The organism is Myxococcales bacterium (genome assembly GCA_016706225.1).
GTDB lineage: Bacteria > Myxococcota_A > Polyangia > Polyangiales > Polyangiaceae > JADJKB01.
In genome coordinates, this window is record JADJKB010000005.1 from 999526 (window position 1) to 1016091 (window position 16566).

General features: G+C 67.6%; 12 protein-coding genes. 9 read left to right on the forward strand and 3 right to left on the reverse strand.

The window, feature by feature from the left end:
* The first annotated feature begins 120 nt into the window (after positions 1 to 120).
* From IPI67_12070 to meaB, 9 genes are all read left to right on the forward strand, one after another.
* Positions 121 to 429, forward strand: a complete 309-nt coding sequence (locus IPI67_12070) for a septum formation initiator family protein (GenBank protein ID MBK7580933.1) — start codon at positions 121 to 123, stop codon at positions 427 to 429.
* A 70-nt stretch (positions 430 to 499) separates the two neighbouring features.
* Entirely contained in the window at positions 500 to 1708 is a 1209-nt protein-coding gene (locus IPI67_12075) for a hypothetical protein (GenBank protein MBK7580934.1), read from the forward strand.
* Positions 1709 to 1744: 36 nt separating this feature from the next.
* The gene (locus IPI67_12080) at positions 1745 to 4168 is read left to right on the forward strand and encodes a DNA topoisomerase IV subunit A (GenBank protein MBK7580935.1); all 2424 of its coding nucleotides are present in this window, start codon (positions 1745 to 1747) and stop codon (positions 4166 to 4168) included.
* 6 nt (positions 4169 to 4174) lie between these two features.
* The gene (locus IPI67_12085; GenBank protein ID MBK7580936.1) at positions 4175 to 6076 is read left to right on the forward strand and encodes a type IIA DNA topoisomerase subunit B; all 1902 of its coding nucleotides are present in this window, start codon (positions 4175 to 4177) and stop codon (positions 6074 to 6076) included.
* A 218-nt stretch (positions 6077 to 6294) separates the two neighbouring features.
* Positions 6295 to 8022 (forward strand): IgGFc-binding protein, encoded by a 1728-nt coding sequence (locus tag IPI67_12090; GenBank protein MBK7580937.1) that lies wholly within the window; start codon positions 6295 to 6297, stop codon positions 8020 to 8022.
* Positions 8023 to 8091: 69 nt separating this feature from the next.
* Positions 8092 to 8937 (forward strand): HAD family hydrolase, encoded by an 846-nt coding sequence (locus IPI67_12095; protein ID MBK7580938.1) that lies wholly within the window; start codon positions 8092 to 8094, stop codon positions 8935 to 8937.
* A gap of 1 nt (position 8938) precedes the next feature.
* Positions 8939 to 9745, forward strand: coding sequence for a BtpA/SgcQ family protein (locus IPI67_12100; GenBank protein MBK7580939.1), 807 nt, complete (start codon positions 8939 to 8941; stop codon positions 9743 to 9745).
* A gap of 157 nt (positions 9746 to 9902) precedes the next feature.
* The gene (gene scpA / locus IPI67_12105; GenBank protein MBK7580940.1) at positions 9903 to 12053 is read left to right on the forward strand and encodes a methylmalonyl-CoA mutase; all 2151 of its coding nucleotides are present in this window, start codon (positions 9903 to 9905) and stop codon (positions 12051 to 12053) included.
* Between the two features lie 61 nt (positions 12054 to 12114).
* Positions 12115 to 13059 (forward strand): methylmalonyl Co-A mutase-associated GTPase MeaB, encoded by a 945-nt coding sequence (gene meaB, locus IPI67_12110; protein ID MBK7580941.1) that lies wholly within the window; start codon positions 12115 to 12117, stop codon positions 13057 to 13059.
* On the opposite strand, the gene IPI67_12115 is transcribed toward meaB, so the two are convergent.
* From IPI67_12115 to IPI67_12125, 3 genes are all read right to left on the reverse strand, one after another.
* Positions 13046 to 13540, reverse strand: a complete 495-nt coding sequence (locus tag IPI67_12115; GenBank protein MBK7580942.1) for a VOC family protein — start codon at positions 13538 to 13540, stop codon at positions 13046 to 13048. The two genes, meaB and IPI67_12115, sit on opposite strands and share 14 nt — an antisense overlap.
* 8 nt (positions 13541 to 13548) lie before the next feature.
* On the reverse strand, positions 13549 to 14349 hold the full coding sequence (locus tag IPI67_12120; protein ID MBK7580943.1) for a hypothetical protein: 801 nt from the start codon (positions 14347 to 14349) through the stop codon (positions 13549 to 13551).
* Between the two features lie 146 nt (positions 14350 to 14495).
* Entirely contained in the window at positions 14496 to 16268 is a 1773-nt protein-coding gene (locus IPI67_12125) for a 3-isopropylmalate dehydratase (protein ID MBK7580944.1), read from the reverse strand.
* Positions 16269 to 16566 lie beyond the last annotated feature (298 nt).

A 16566-nucleotide genomic window follows, 5' to 3' on the forward strand; every position in this document is an offset into this window, starting at 1 on the left:
ATGATAGCCAATGCCGGTAGGGAAGAACACCGCGGAAAGGTGGAAGAAAATGGCGCGGTGCGCCGCGGAGGTGGGCCGGTTTTCCGGCGGGTTTCTGGACCCACGCCCGGGCAGCGTGAGATGCCTTGGGGCCACGTGTCCTCGCGCGCTGTTCTCCTCGAGCGGGTTCTGCCCCTGGCCATCTTGGTCGTTGCCGTCGTTGCGGTGCCGGTTCTCGTGCTCTCACCGACTGGGCTCGCACGACTCACGTCGCTCAGGCAGGAGCGATCCCGCGCTGACGAGGAGATCTCGAAGCTGAGTCAGCAGATCGGCGAGCTTCGTGCCCAGGTCACGCGCATCAAGGACGATCCGGCCGCCGTGGAACGGGTCGCGCGTGATGAGCTCGGGCTGATCCGCCAGACCGAGGTCGTCTTTCAGTTCAAGGAATGAGCTCGCAGCGGCCCCGAGCCCCGCGGAGTTCGGGTTGCGGCGCGAGCAGGGCGGGTGTTCGCTAGTCCGCGTGAGTGTCGAGCTAGCCCGTCGTCTGCTCGAGACCGGGGTAGTGCCGGCTGACGAGATCTTCGCAGCGCTCAGCGACTCGGTGAGCACCGGCGTTCCGTTCGTGCAGGCGCTGGTGACCCGCGGGCCGGAGACCGCGGATCTGGTCGACCGCGAGCTCGGGCGCGCGCGCGGGCCGGTGCTCTCCAGTGTTCGCATCGCGATCGATCTGGCTACACAATTGCCAGTCGGGATGTGCGAACGGCTGCTGGCGGTGCCCGTCGGGCGTGCGCCGTCGGGCGCGGTCGAGGTGGCCGTCGTGGATTCCTACGATCCCGCCGTTGGCGTCGAGCTCTCTCACCAGCTGGGCGCGCCGGTTTCCATCGTGCGGGCGCCGCTGGGGGAGATCTTGCTTGCCCTCGATCGCTACCTGGACGAACGAGATCGCGCTGCCGTGCGCAGCACACGCACGCCGGCATTTGGCACGCGTGTTCCGCGCACGGATGCAGCCCCCACCTTGCGGCAGGCGTTTCGCGCCGTTCAGGAGGAGGGGCCCGATCCCAACGCGCCGCCGGGGGAACACCAGAGCTGGCCGCCGATTCCGCTCGTCCGGCGCTCGATGCCGCCGCTCCGGACCCGCGTCGACACCAACCCCGGTGTTGGCGCCGACGCCGCGGCGGCGCCGGCGTCGATCCACGGCATGGATGAGACCGGGACTTCCATCCTCGGACTGACCCGGTCCAAGGCTCCGCCGCCGGCCGCTCCGCCCAGCGTGCGAGAGCCGAACCTCCAGAGGCTCGACAGCGCAGAGAGCGCCGACGAGCTCGTGCAGCTCTTGACCGATGCCGCGGCGGGGCTCTCGGCGCTCGTCTTGGTGATCGCGCTGCGCGGCAAGCTGTACGAAGCCCGCGGGGGTTTCCCTCCTACGAGCCCCGAGCGAACCCCGCTCCGCCTGGCGCCGAGTCCTGGCGGAGTGCTCGAACGCGCGCTGCACGATGGGCACTACCTCGGCTACGTCCCCGCCGATCCGGCGCATGCCGAGCTCGCCACGTGGGCGGATCGCGGGGAGATCTACCTTGCGCCGATCCGCGTTGGCGGTCGCGCGCCGCTCTGCCTGCTCCTGGCTGGGCTCCGAAGCAGCCTCGAAACCACCCGGCACGCCGACGCCATCGCGCGCCGCGCCGAACAGGTCCTCGAACGCATCGTGCTCGACCGGAAGCGTAAAGGTTGACAGCCCGCCGCTGAACGGGCTAGCAGCCACAACCGCGTGGCCACCCGGAGAAAACCTGGAAAATCCGGCGGCGCCGAACCTCCGCGGCGCGGCTCACGGCGTGGCGGTCAGCTCGAGCTCGGGCTGGCTCGCCCCGAGGAGGTCGCGCCGCTGCACGAGATCGCACAGGAGAAGTACCTCTCGTACGCTCTGAGCGTCATCACGTCGCGCGCGCTGCCGGACGTGCGCGACGGCTTGAAGCCGGTGCAGCGCCGCATCCTGTACACGATGTGGCAGCAGAACCTCACGGCCGATGCCCGCCACAGGAAGTGCGCCAAGGTCGTCGGCGACGTGATGGGTAACTACCACCCACACGGTGACGCGGCCATCTACGACGCCCTCGTGCGTATCGCACAGCCCTTCAGTCTGCGGGTGCCACTGGTCGACGGCAGCGGAAACTTCGGCTCGCTCGACGGCGATCCCGCCGCGGCCATGCGTTACACCGAGTGCCGTCTGACGCCCGTGTCGTCCGAGCTCCTGTCGGAGCTCGACGAGGACACCGTTCATTTTCGTCCGAGCTACGACGGCACCAAGGAAGAGCCGGTGGTGTTGCCGGCCAAGGTGCCGAACCTGCTCGTGAACGGAGCGACCGGGATCGCCGTCGGCATGGCGACCAACATTCCGCCGCACAACCTGGCCGAGGTGTGTGACGGCGCGATCCGTCTGCTTGATGCTCTGATCGAGAAGAAGACGCTGAGCGCCCGGGAGCTGTGCCGAACGATCAAGGGCCCAGACTTCCCCACCGGTGGACAGATCGTCAGCACAGCCGAGGAGATCAAACACATCTACGAGACAGGGCAGGGCACGCTGAAGGTGCGCGGTACCTGGAAGCTTGGACCGGCGAGTCGCACCGACAAGAAGCTGTTGATCACGAGCATCCCATACACGGTGAACAAGTCCGTGCTCGTCGAGCGCATCGCCGACGTGGTGACCAGCCGCAAGATGCCGCTGCTCCTGGACGTGCGCGACGTTTCGACGGATGACGTGTGCATCGAGCTGGTCCTGAAGAAGGACGCGGACCCACAAAAGGTTCTGGCCTACCTGTTCAAAACGACGCCCCTCGCGACGAACTTCGCGGTCAACCTCACCTGCCTCGTGCCGACGGAGAACCCGGAGGTGGGGCGCCCTGAGCGGCTGGATCTGGCGCAGATCCTCTGGCACTTCCTGCATTTCCGCCTCGAGGTGGTGACCCGGCGCCTGGCTCACGAGGCGCGCGCGCTGGAGCGCCGCATCCACATCCTCGAGGGTTTCGCCGCCATCTTCGACGCCCTGGACGAGATCTTGCGCATCATCCGCAAGAGCGAGGGCAAGGCGGACGCTGCGCGCAAGATCATGGCGCGCTTCTCCCTCGACGACGAACAGACCGACGCCATCCTGGAGCTCAAGCTCTACCGGCTCGCGCGCCTCGAGATCCTAGTGATCCAGAGCGAGCTCAAGGACAAGAACAAACGCCTGCGGGAGATCAAGAAACTCCTGAACGAGGCCGAGAGCCGCGGTCGTTGGGCCATCGTGCGAGAAGAGCTCACGCAGGTCCTTGCCAGCTTCGGCAAGGGGGACAAACGCCGGACGATCATCGAGGAGGTCTCGGACGAACCCGAGCTGACCGCCGAGGACCTGATCGTCGCCGAAGACAACCACGTGCTCATCACTCGCGATGGCTGGGTCAAACGCCAGAAAGAGATCAAGGACCCGAGTGCCACTCGGGTGCGCGAAGGGGACCAAGTCCTGAGCTGCGTTGGGGGCTCGACGCGAGCGACGGTCGCGTTCTTCTCCAGCTTCGGCACCGCGTATACGGCTCGTATCGCCGACGTGCCGGCCACCACCGGTTACGGTGAGCCGATCCAGAAGCTGTTCAAGCTCAAGGACGGCGAGAGCATCGTGGCGATGTTCTCCCTCGACCCGCGAGTCACCGGCGACGTCGCCGAAAAGGAGGGTTTTTTTCCAGCTACTTACGCGTTCGCGGCGACCAGCGATGGCTACGCACTCTCGTTCGGGCTCACTTCTTTCGTGGAGCCGAGCACGCGCGCGGGGCGCCGCTTTGCAAGACCCGCCGGCGACGCGCGGGTCGTCGGGGTGTTCGCCGTGCACGGGGAGGAGACGCTGGTCGCGGCCAGCGCCGCTCGTCGAGCACTGCTCTGCAAGCTCGAGGAGGTGAACTACCTCTCGGGTCCGGGCAAGGGAGTGCTGCTGATCAAGCTCGATAAGGGCGACAAACTCGTGGGAGTGCGGGCCGTCGACAAGGACAGCGATGGCCTGGTGATGAAGACCAGCATGGGGGGGGAGCAGAAGATCTCGCCGAGTCGCTACGAGCTGTCGAGCCGCGGCGGGAAGGGGCGCGAAGTGATGAAGCGAGGGACGCTGATCGAGCCGGTGTTTGAGCCGCCGCCTGCGCCCACCCCGTTCGAGGAAGGGAGCGGTTAGCGTCCAATGCCGAGCTATTCTGCCAAAGACATCACGGTGCTCGAGGGGCTGGACCCAGTGCGCAAGCGCCCCGGCATGTACATTGGCGGCGTCGGTAGCGCAGGGCTCCACCACCTGGTCTGGGAGATCGTCGACAACTCGGTCGACGAGGCGATGAACGGCCACGCCAGCCAGATCTCGGTGACCTTGCACAAGGACGGGCAGAGTGTGACCGTCGGCGACGACGGGCGTGGCGTGCCGGTCGACCTGCACCCGAAACACAAGAAGTCCGCGCTCGAGATCATCTTCTGCACGCTGCACGCGGGAGGAAAATTCGACGAGGGCAACTACAAGACGGCGGGCGGTCTGCACGGCGTCGGCGCCAGTGTGGTGAACGCCCTGTCGGCCCGGCTGATCGCCACGGTGAAGCGCGACGGCGCGGAACACCGCATGGAATTTCGCGGTGGCAAGGCCACGGGCAAGCTGGAGAAGCTGGGCAAGGCCCGCGGCAGCGGCACCACCGTGTTCTTCCGGCCCGACCCGGAGATTTTCCCCAAGACGGATTTTTCACCGGAGCTGATCCGGGAGCGGCTCGAGATCGCCAGTTACCTGCACAAAGGGCTCGTCATCAGCTTCAGCGACGAGACCCACGGAACCCGGGAGACCTTCCGCCACGCGGACGGCATCGTCGACTTCCAGAAACGCATCGTGAGCGAACGCAACGCGCGTCCAGTGCACGAGCAGGTGTTCTCGCTGTTTCGCGACAACGGGCTGCGCCTCGAGCTCGTGGTCCAGTGGACCGAGTCGACGGACGAGGTGCTCAAGAGTTACGTGAACGGCATTCCTACCGGCTCGGGTGGGACCCACGAGAGCGGCTGTCGCGCCGGGCTGGTGAAGGCCGTGCGGAACTACATCGAGACCCACAACCTCACGCCGCGCGGGGTGACGCTGAGCGCGGAGGACATCCGCGAGGGGCTGAGCGCTGTGCTCAGTGTGTTCATCTCGGACCCGCAGTTTCAGGGGCAGACCAAGGACCGCTTGAACAACCCCGAGGTCCAGGCCGCGGTCGATGGCGCGGTGCGCCCGTCTCTCGAGCAGTGGCTGAACCAGAACCGCACGACTGCGGAGCAGATCGTGGCGCGCATCATCCTGGCGGCGCGGGCCCGCGAGGCGTCGCGGGCGGCGAGCCAAGCCGTGACGCGCAAGACCGCGACCAGCGGGCGCAGCATGTTGCCGGGCAAGCTCAGCGACTGCATCGTCAGCGACCGTCGCGACACCGAGCTCTTCATCGTCGAGGGGGACAGCGCCGGCGGCAGCGCGAAACAGGGTCGTGATCGCACCACCCAGGCGGTATTGCCGCTTCGGGGCAAGGTCTTGAACACCGAAGGCATGGCCTTGTCAAAGGTGCTCGAGAACAAGGAAATATCCGATTTGCTCACGGCGCTCGGCTGCGGGATCGGACAGAGCTTCGAGGCCGCGCGGCTGCGGTATCAGCGCATCGTGCTCTTGGCGGACGCCGACAGCGATGGCCACCACATCACGACGCTCTTGCTCACCTTCTTTTACCGGCACCTGCCCGACCTCATTCGGCAGGGCAAGCTGTTCGTGGCGGTGCCGCCGCTGTACCGGATCGACATCGGGAAAGAGACGTTCTGGGCGGTGGACGACGCGGACAAGGAGCGGATCTTGAAGCAGCAAACCAAGAGCGCAAAGGCGGAGATCACCCGCTTCAAGGGGCTGGGAGAGATGATGCCCAAGGTGCTCTGGGACACGACGCTGAATCCGAAGACCCGCCGGCTGATGAAGATCGAGGTCGCGGACGCGCTCGCGACCGATCGTGTGGTCAACGATCTGATGGGCAAGGACCCCTCGGCGAGGTTCCGGTTCATCATGGATCGCGCCGACGAGGCCGAAGTCCTCGACGTCTGATTCGGCTTTCGCCCTGCTGGGCGAAAGCCGAGGCTGCAGGCTGCAGGAGGTCCACTGGAGTTGACGGCGACGTCGAGCTTGAACGGCGCACGGTCCACGTCCACCTCGCCGTCGCCGTCAAAGTCCACGTCAACGAAACACGTCCGAGCGCCTGCCAGTGCGGGGACACGAGTCCCGCGAGGCTTGTCGCGGCGTCGAAGCACGCCGATACTGACGGCATGCGGCGATCAATTCTGCTGGCGCTCGTCGTGGTGGCCGGCCTGGGGGCTGCGAGCGCTTGTTCATCGGCGAGTGGCGGTGGTAGCTCGCCGGCGGGCGGCGGCACAGCCGGGGACGCGTCGGTGCTAGGCGGCGCCGCGGGCAGCGGCGCGCTGGGCGGCGCCGGTGGCAGCGTCGGTGGCAGCGGTGGGCTCAACCTGCCGGACGCGAGCGACGGCGCGGCCGGCACGGGCGGCGCGCCGGCGCCCGACCCCAAGACGTGCGCCGAGGCAAAGACCCAGAAGTCCTACGTCGGGTGTGAGTTCTGGCCGACGGTCTTGGCCAATCCGATCTGGAATATCTTCGACTTTGCGGTGGTGATCGCCAACTCCGGGGACGACCCAGCCGACGTGGTCGTCACACGCGGTGGTGCGAGCGTGGCGACCAGTCAGGTGCTCGGAGGGGGACTCGGGGTCGTGTACTTGCCGTGGGTCTCGGAGCTGAAGGGCCCCGACGCCGACGTGTGTGCGTCCGGCACTCCGCCGACCGCGAGCGTGCGGGTCAACGACGGCGCCTATCGACTGGTGAGCACTCGGCCGGTGACGGTGTGGCAGTTCAGCGCGCTCGAGTTCCAGGGCGTGGGCGGGCCGGCCGGCAAGGACTGGTCAGCGTGTCCCGGAAACCAGACCTGTCCCGCGGCGCTGTTTCCGCTCGGTTGTTTTTCGTTCACCAGCGACGCGTCGCTCTTGATCCCGACCAGTGCCATGACCGGGAACTACCGCGTCACGAGCTATCCGGGCTGGAGCGCCGAGAACGTTCCCGGATACTTCGGCGTGACGGCGACAGAGGACGGGACCACCGTGAAGGTGAAGCTGTCCTCCACGGGGGACATTGCGGCGGGAACGGGCATCAGTGCGACCAGCGCGGGCGGACTGCTCGAGCTGTCTCTCGACGCGGGCGACGTCGTGCAGTTGGTGGGGAAAGCTGCGGGCAATCGCGATCTTTCCGGTGCGCTGGTGCAGGCGAACAAACCAGTCTCCGTCATCGCCGGCTCGAGCTGCATGGAGATCCCCGCCGGTGTGAAGGCCTGTGATCACATCGAGGAGAGTGTGCTGCCCGCCGAGACCCTCGGGCAGCACTATTTCGTGACGCGGCCCACCGGACCGAACGCGAATCCCGTCGGTCACGTCGTGCGGCTCTACGGCAACGTCGATGGCACCAAGCTGAGTTACCCGTCGGGCACCCCGCTCAACGCTCCGGCTGGGCTCAATGCCGGGCAGGTGTTCGACATGGGAGTGGTCGGTGAGGACTTCGAGATCGCCGGAGATCACGAGTTCTCCGTCGCGACGTTTCAGCAGGGCGGGGCGGCGGTCGATCCGGCGGCGGTCCCCGGCACCCGCAAGGGCGACCCGTCCCAGAGTCAGGCCACGGCCATCGAACAGTGGCGCCTGAAGTACATTTTCATCGCTCCGAGTGACTACGCAGTGAGCTACGTGGACGTGATTCAGCCGATGGACGCGACGATCATCATCGATGGCTCGTCGGGCATCGCTCCGGTCAAGATTGGCACGAGCACGTTCGGTGTTGCTCGCATCAAGCTGAGCAGCGGCGCCGGCGGCGTTCACGTGATCCTGGGCGACAAACCCTTCGGCATTCAGGTGATGGGCTACGCGCCCTACACCTCGTACCAGTATCCCGGCGGGCTCGGGCTGACAGCCATCGCCCCACCTCCGCCGCCCATCAAGTGATTGGCCGTGCTGCGGAGAAATCCCTTTAGCCTCCCCGAAGGTCGAGGCTAGGCTGTTGGGACAGCTGGCATGCGGTTCGACTGCGTCTTGATCGATTTCGACGGCACGTTCACCCTCGCTGAACAAGAGGGTGCCCCGTTCACCGAGGCGTATCAGGCGGACCTGGCTAGCCGCCTCGGGCGCGACATCGGCCGAGAGTGGCAGGAGTGCGAGGCCACGGTGCGGGCCCGACCGACCGAGTTCGGCTGGCTGTTTCAGGGCAAGCTGGTCGCGCCGGGGAACGCCGACCCGTACATTCGGGCGACGACCATCGCACGCATGCTGATGGATCGCTTCGACGCCTACCAAGAGCCAGCCGAGCGTGAACAGGCGTTGTCCGAGCTCTACGGTCGGAGCTATGAGAGTTCGGCGACGGTGTTTCGTCCCGGCGCCAAACAATCGCTCGAGCGCCTGCTCGCCACGGGGCTGCCGATCTTCGTGGTGACGAACTCGGGCACCGAGGCGGTGACCCGCAAGGTCGAATCGCTGCTGCCGAATGCGTCGGTTCGACCGACGGTGCGTGGCAACGCCAAGAAGGCCTTCATCGAGCCGCCTGACGTGCCGGACGCGACCTTCGCCGCGCTGCCGGAGACGCAGAGCCTGCCGGGGCTCCCGCGTCCGGTCTACCTGCGCCGCGGTCGTTATTACGAGGTGCTCCGCCGGATCTGGAATGAGACGGGGACCACGCCCGAGCGCACGCTGCTCGTCGGCGACATCTACGAGCTCGATCTCGCGATGCCACTGCACCTCGGGGTGGCGATTCACCTCATCGTGGGCGGCACGACGCCGGAGTACGAACAGCGTTTCGTGTCGGCGGAGGCCCGCGGTGGTGTGAGCCCGGATCTCGACGCGGTGCTCGGGCGCGTGGGGGTCTGAGTTGGCCCCGGCGCTCTCGGAGCGCTTCGGGCGAAACGAGCGCGTGCTGCTCGGCGTGGTTCACCTCTTGCCGCTGCCCGGCAGTCCACAGTTCAGCTCCCGGCGGGCGGTGCTCGACCGTGCCCTGGCCGACGCGGACGCGCTGCTCGGCGGCGGGCTCGATGGCTTTGTGGTGGAGAACTTCGGGGACGTGCCGTTCTTCCGGGAAGAAGTCCCGCCCGCGACCGTGGCGGAGATGACGGCCGTCTGCGCGCGTCTGCGCGCGCAGGTCGGCAGCGAGATGCTGCTCGGGGTGAACGTGCTCAGAAATGCGGCCGGGGCTGCGCTCGCCATCGCGGCCGCGATCGGCGCGGACTTCATCCGAGTCAACGTGCACAGCGGAGTCATGCTCACCGATCAAGGCACCCTGGAGGGGCGTGCCCACGAGACCCTGCGCACGCGGGCGCTGCTCGCCCCGAGCGTCGAGATCTTGGCGGACGTCGCCGTGAAACACGCCACGCCGCCAGCCGGCTTCGATCTGGAGCAGGCGGCAAAGGACACGGCATATCGCGCGCTGGCCGACGGCCTCATCGTCACCGGCAGCGGGACCGGTCGCGCCACCAGCGTCGAGCGCCTGTCGAGCGTCCGGCGCGCCGTGCCCGATCGCCCGCTCTTCGTCGGAAGTGGCGCGAGCTCCGGGTCGGTCGCCGCGCTGCTCGCAGTCGCAGACGGGGTGATCGTCGGCACCCACCTCAAACACGACGGCCGGGTGGAGGCGCCGGTCGACGCCGAGCGGGTGCGGGCCTTCGTGAGCGCCGCGCGCGGCTGAAGCGCGTTTCGTCTCGGCCAGCCCGCGCTCCGTGGGGCTGACACGCATTTCCTTCGCCCGCCGCGCCGAAGGTCGCGTTCGCGATCTCAGCTGCGTCGCGCTCGGCGGCGGCGGAGGCTCGGCGCCCACGGGTTTGAGTGCTAGGAAGCGAAGCGTCATGGACCCGAAACGCCCCGCGGATCTGTCACTGTGGACCTCCCTCGCCAAGGCCGAGCTCAAGGGCAAGGACCCGGCGAAGCTCGTCTGGCACACGCCCGAGGGGCTCGACCTGAAGCCGCTCTACACACGCCAGGACGTCGAGAGCTTGGACTTCCTCGACAGCATCCCCGGCGACTATCCCTTCGTGCGTGGCCCGAAGGCGACGATGTACGCAGGGCGACCCTGGACGTTGCGGCAATACGCTGGATTTTCCACAGCGGAGGAGTCGAATGCGTTCTACCGCCGCGGGCTCGCCGGCGGACAAAAGGGGCTGAGTGTGGCGTTCGATCTGGCCACGCATCGCGGTTACGACAGCGACCACCCGCGCGTCGTGGGCGACGTGGGCAAGGCCGGCGTTGCCATCGACAGCGTCGAGGACATGAAGATCTTGTTCGACGGCATTCCGCTCGCCGAGATGAGCGTCTCCATGACCATGAATGGTGCCGTGCTGCCGGTGCTCGCGATGTTCGTGGTAGCCGGGGAGGAGCAGGGGGTGCAGCAAGCAGCACTGACCGGGACGATTCAGAACGACATTCTGAAAGAGTTCATGGTGCGCAATACCTACATTTATCCGCCGAAGCCCTCGATGCGGATCGTGGCTGACGTGATCGAGCACACCGCCAAACAGATGCCGAAGTTCAACTCGATCTCGATCTCCGGCTATCACATGCAAGAGGCAGGAGCGACCTGTGACCTCGAGCTCGCCTTCACCTTGGCGGATGGTCTGGAGTACGTCCGGGCCGCGCTGGCCAAGGGGCTCGACGTCGACGCCTTTGCGCCGCGACTCTCGTTCTTTTTTGGCATCGGCATGAGCTTCTTCATGGAGGTGGCCAAGCTGCGCGCCGCGCGCCTGTGCTGGGCCACGCTGATGAAGCGGCATTTTGCCCCCAAGAACCCGGACTCGATGCTGCTCCGGACCCACTGCCAAACGAGCGGCGTGAGCCTGACCGAACAAGATCCACACAACAACGTGATCCGGACGACGATCGAGGCCATGGCCGCCGTGATGGGAGGCACCCAGAGCCTGCACACGAACTCGTTCGACGAGGCCATGGCCTTGCCCAGCGACTTTGCCGCGCGCATTGCCCGCAACACCCAGCTGGTGATCCAGCACGAGACCGGCATTGCCAAGGTCATCGACCCGTGGGCGGGCAGCTATTTCATGGAGCACCTGACCCACGGGCTGGCTGCCAAGGCCCTCGCCATCATCGAAGAGGTCGAGGCGGTGGGGGGCATGACCCGCGCGGTCGAGGTCGGCATGCCCAAGCTGCGCATCGAGGAGGCCGCTGCACGCCGCCAGGCTCGCATCGATCGCGGTGACGAGGTGATCGTCGGGGTGAATCGCCATCAGGTCGAGAACGAGGAGCCAATCGACGTACGCGTGGTCGACAACAGCGCCGTGCGCGCGGCTCAGATCGAGCGCCTGGAGCGCGTGAAGAAGACGCGGGATTCGGCGGCTCTCGAGGCATCCCTCGGTGCGCTCACCCGGGCAGCCGAGTCCGGCCAGGGCAATTTGCTCGAGCTTGGCATCGTGGCGGCCCGGGCTCGGGCCAGCGTGGGGGAGATCTCCAGTGCGCTCGAAAAATCCTGGGGGCGACACCAAGCCGAGACGCGTAGCATCAGCGGCGTGTACGGCAGCTACTACGCGAGCGACGAGAAGTGGACGGCGCTCCGTGGTGCGATCGAGGCGTTTCTGCAGCGCGAGGGGCGGCGTCCGCGCATCTTGGTGGCAAAGATGGGACAGGACGGTCACGACCGCGGTGCGAAGCTCATTGCCACGGCGTTCGCCGACGCAGGGTTCGACGTGGACGTCGGGCCCCTGTTCCAGACCCCAGCGGAGGTAGCGCGGCAGGCAGTGGAGAACGACGTGCACGCGATCGGAGTCTCCACTCAGGCGGCCGGGCACCTCACGCTGGTGCCGGAGTTGTTGGCCGAGCTCGCTCGCGCCGGCGCCGGCGAGGTAGCCGTGGTGTGCGGCGGAGTGATCCCCGCGCAGGACTACGCGACGCTGGAGCAGGCCGGAGTCGCGGCGATCTTCGGCCCCGGGACGCCCGTCCCGGTGTCGGCGCGGAAAGTCCTCGACGTGATCGAGCAACGCCGGCGACCCTGAGCGTCACGAGGTTTCGAGATCGGTGACTCCCGTTGAGACGAGCGAGCTTGCGGCGGCGGTGATGGGCGGTGAGCGCCGCGCGCTCGCCAAGGCCATCACGCTGATCGAGAGTGTACGCGCCGACCACCAAGCTGCCGCCCAGCGGCTGCTCGAGGTCCTGCTGCCGGCGACCGGGCGGGCGCGGCGGGTCGGTGTGAGCGGCGTGCCGGGGGCGGGCAAGAGCAGCTTCATCGCGGTGCTGGGGTTGCACTTGATCGATTCGGGCCAGAAGGTCGCGGTGCTGGCCGTCGATCCGTCGAGCGCGCTGTCCGGAGGCAGCATCCTCGGCGACAAGACACGAATGCCGCGCCTGTCGGCAGCGCCGGAGGCGTTCATTCGCCCGAGCCCGAGCGCAGGTGTGCTCGGCGGAGTCGCGCGTCACACCCGCGAAGCGCTGCTCTTGTGCGAGGCGGCGGGGTTCGACGTCGTGCTAGTCGAGACCGTCGGCGTGGGGCAGGGGGAGCACCTGGTCGCCGGCATGGTGGACTCGTTCTTGCTCCTGGCGCTGGCCGGGGCTGGCGACGAGTTGCAGGGCATCAAGCGCGGGATCCTGGAGCTCGCAGACGTGATCGCGATCAACAAGGCCGACGGCGACGGGCGAGCCCAAGCGGAGCGCACCGCAGTGGAGTACCGGAGCGCGCTCGGTCTCCTGAGGGGCAGCCACGCGCCGTGGGCTCCGCGCGTACTGACGACCAGCGCCCTCGAAGGTCGGGGCATCCGCGAGATCTGGGCGGCGCTGGCGGAGCACCGAGCCTACCTGGAACAGAGTGGCCGACTGGACTCGCTGCGGCGTGCGCAGCACCGGGAGTGGATGCAGGGGCTCGTGCGCGAGGGCCTCGAGGCAGAGCTCTGGCAAGACGCCGGTGTTCGCGCCGAGGCAGCCGTCGTCGAGGGATTAGTTGCGGGCGGTGTGATCACTCCGACCGAGGCGGCGCGGCGGATCCTGGCGGTCTTCAGCCAGCGCTGAGGCCCCGGGCCCGCTCGGCGTCGAACGCAGCGATCACCTCGGCCGGGGCCTGAACCAGCTCGATCAACACGCCTTCACCGCCAATGGGTGCGGCGTCGTTGCCCTTGGGATGAATGAAACAGATGTCGTGACCCGACGCACCAGGGCGAATGCCGCCGGGCGTGAACCGCACGCCGCGACCGGCGAGCCACTCGACGGCACGCGGCAGGTCGTCGATCCAGAGGCCGACGTGGTTCAGCGGCACCTCGTGCACGGCGGGTTTCTTCTCCGGGTCGATGGGCTGCATCAGATCGATTTCGACGCGGAACGCGCCCACGCCGACCGCCGTGATGTCCTCGTCGACGTTCTCGCGCTCCATGCGCTTTTCGTCGACCAGCGAAAGGCCGAGTGTGTCGAGCCACAGCCTGCGGAGCGCCGTTTTGTCGCGTGCGCCGATGGCGATCTGCTGCACGCCGAGCACCCGAAAAGGTCGCTCTCCCATGCTGGCCCTCAAGGAATGCGGAGCTGCAGCCCCGCTTGCAGCTCCAGGTTCGAGTGGATCGAGCGCAGGATCCCGGTCGTGATGCCGCCGTCCAGATAGACACCGATCATCTTCGCGAAATCGTACTGCGGGCCCGCCGCGAGGTGGAACACGACGTCCTGCTTGTACTCGGGGTTGTTGGCCTTCCACAGCGGGTCGCTGCCGCCGCCCTCGAGCTCCGCGCCGACCGCGGGTTCGATGAAGATCTTGAAGGCCGAATCACTCATCGTGTAAACGCGCAGCCCGGCGCCGAACATCATCAATGCGTCCGTATCCGTCCTGGCCTCGCGCTGCAGGCCAAAGCGGCCGAACAAGAACGGCTCGATGCCATCGATGGGAGCGAAGCTCACGGCGACCTCCGTGGCGATGGGCGCCGCGTGGCCGCAGAACTTCTGCTGATCCTTGACTGCCTTTTTGGGATCCGGGTCGTTGCAGAATGGCGACTTGTCGTAGCGGAAGACCATGCGGTAGCCGCCCACGACGCCGCCGCGCACGCCGAACTGCCGCCCGTGTCCGTAGGAAGTGTCGTTCTCCGACGCTTTTTCTTTGCTGGCGTCAGCGGCTGCGGGAGCGGACTCTTTGGTCTCGCTCTTGGTCTCGGCCGGTGCAGCGGCCTCACCGCTGGGAGCGGCTTCAGCCTTGGCAGCGGGCTCGGGTTTGGTGGCCTCCTCTGGCGGAGCGTCGGTGCTCGGCGCGGGTTCAGCTTGAGCCGCGGCAACTCGCGGCAACAGGCAGACGGAGAGGGCGCCGCACCAAGGAATGAATCGCATGCCGAGCAGCCTAGCCGAGCCACGCCGGTGGCGTCGATGTCCGGCGGTGGCGCATCGGGTCGAGCGTCCGGTCCGGCTGGCGTGCCCGCGGCGGCCGGCCGGCGCCCTCGGGTGAACCACCCGCACGGGCCAGGGCCGTTCTCTGCTCAGCGAGCCGGTTTTTGCACCACGGTGGAGCCGCGGGCGGTCCCTGCCGAGGTCCAGGCCCGCTCGATACCGAGCGCGACCCAGCTGAGGCTGACCGTCGCCCCGCCGGCGTTCGCGACCACCTCGTCCGCGGGACCTGGCGCAGGAAGCGAGATCGAGGCCGCGCTCGAGAGTTGTTTGAACGTCGCGGCGTCGGCTGACAGCGCGGCGATACCCAGCGCGGCGAACACCGGGACGACGCCCGCCGGCAGATGCTCGGCGATCACCGCGCGCAGATTCGGGACCAGCTGCGGGGCGTAACGCGCCGCCCAGCGCACCGCGTCCAGTGAACCAAGCAGCATGGCGCTCGGCTCGGAGGGTTCCGTGCGCTCCTTGACCAACACCAGCGAGACTGCGGCATTCCATCCGCTCGGCGCCGCGATGGGTGCGACCGGAACCTTGCCCGATTCACCCTCAGCCTTGGCCTTGCCCTTGCCCTTGCGGACGATGAGCACATCGTCGGTGGGCAGGGTGCGCGGGACGGTGACCCGGACGGGTCGTTTGAACGAGCGGGGATCGCCCACGCTGCCTGATGCGACCGCGTAGGCGATGGTCTCCGCCGATGCGACGACGAAGCGGCGATCGGGCGGTGCGCTCGGCTCCGGATCACACGTGCGCAGTGAGACTCCGCCGGCTGGCGGTGGATACAGCTCGCCGGTAACCAAACGCTGGTCCGGTTCGATCAAGCGCGCGCCGGTGGCGATGAGATCGACCAGCGCGCCCGAATGGGCGAGCACCTCCAGCGCTTGGCGAGAGGGCGGAGCGATCAGAAGGTCGAGGCGCGACGGGACCCGTTTGCTCTTCAACAGGGCCGCGGCGGCCAGCAGATCGCGCAACGACGCTCCGGTGTCGCCCCCGAGCACCACCTGAAGCACGGGTTTTCCCGCCAGCTCCCGCACCGGCCGAACCACGCCGGCCTCGTCCATCACGAGCGGGTCGACGGCCGACAGGTCGACGCTGATGACGTCGTCACACGGGGCACCGGGATCCGGCAACAGGCTGCGATGGGCCTTCGACCGCCGCTGATCGCGCAGGTAGACCTCGGTCTTTTCGTCGCTGACGAAGATGGCAGCAGCCGCCCCCAGGTGGGGGCCGAGTGCGGCCAGAACCGCCCGGTCTGGAACCGAGAGCAGTCGCGCGCTCGGTCCCGTGAACTCGATGACCACTGGCGCGCGGTGCTCGCGATCGACGCGCTGCACGATCTCACCGAGTCCGCGTCGGATGAGCTCGAGCGCGACGTCACGCACACACACGAACGGTCTGATGCGACCCGACAGCAGGACCTGGATACTGCGGGGCGGTCGGAGCCACACCGCGCCGGTCGTTAGCGCTTCGGCGAGCTGTGAGGGCGCAGCAACCAAAGTGAGCATGCCCGCTCCGCCCACTGCGGCGAGCCGAGGTTCATCCGTGAGCGCGAGCCGTGCGGGGCTGCCGAAACGTTCGAGGTGAACCGGCGCCGGGAAACCGATCCCCGGGCGACAGAGCAGGAGCCCCGTTGCGAGCGCTGCTCGTGTGGTGCGGTCCGCCGCGGTCTCGGCACCGTCCGACGTCACGCAGCGCGTGTCGTAGGCCACGGCGACCTCCACGGCGCATTTCTTCATGCCGTGTTGCATCGCCTCGCCCAAGACGCGATGTGGCTCGCGCGCGAGGATTACCTGGTCCACCTTGACGCGAACCAGCTCTCCTTTGAGTTCCGGATCGTCGGCCCGTCCAGCGAGGACCTTCTGAGTCATTGTGCGGGGCGGGTCCCCCGCTCGCGCACGCATGGGCTCCGACTACCTACTTCGAGCGAGCAAGTTGACGTCTCGAGGCGACGTGCCCCGAGAGGGAACGGGAAGGTAGCCGCTCGCCATCGGAGGGGTCAAGGACGGTCAGCGCGCAGATCTCCTTGGAGGACATCCCCCAGCCGGCGTCAGGGTGCAAGCCCCATGGGTAAAAGGGTGTTTGTCCGCGGTTCAGGCCGTTTTTCCATGCTTCGAGCGGGCCCGCCTCGGCCCCCCGGCCCGCCGCCCGCCCGGTACCCCCACGGGG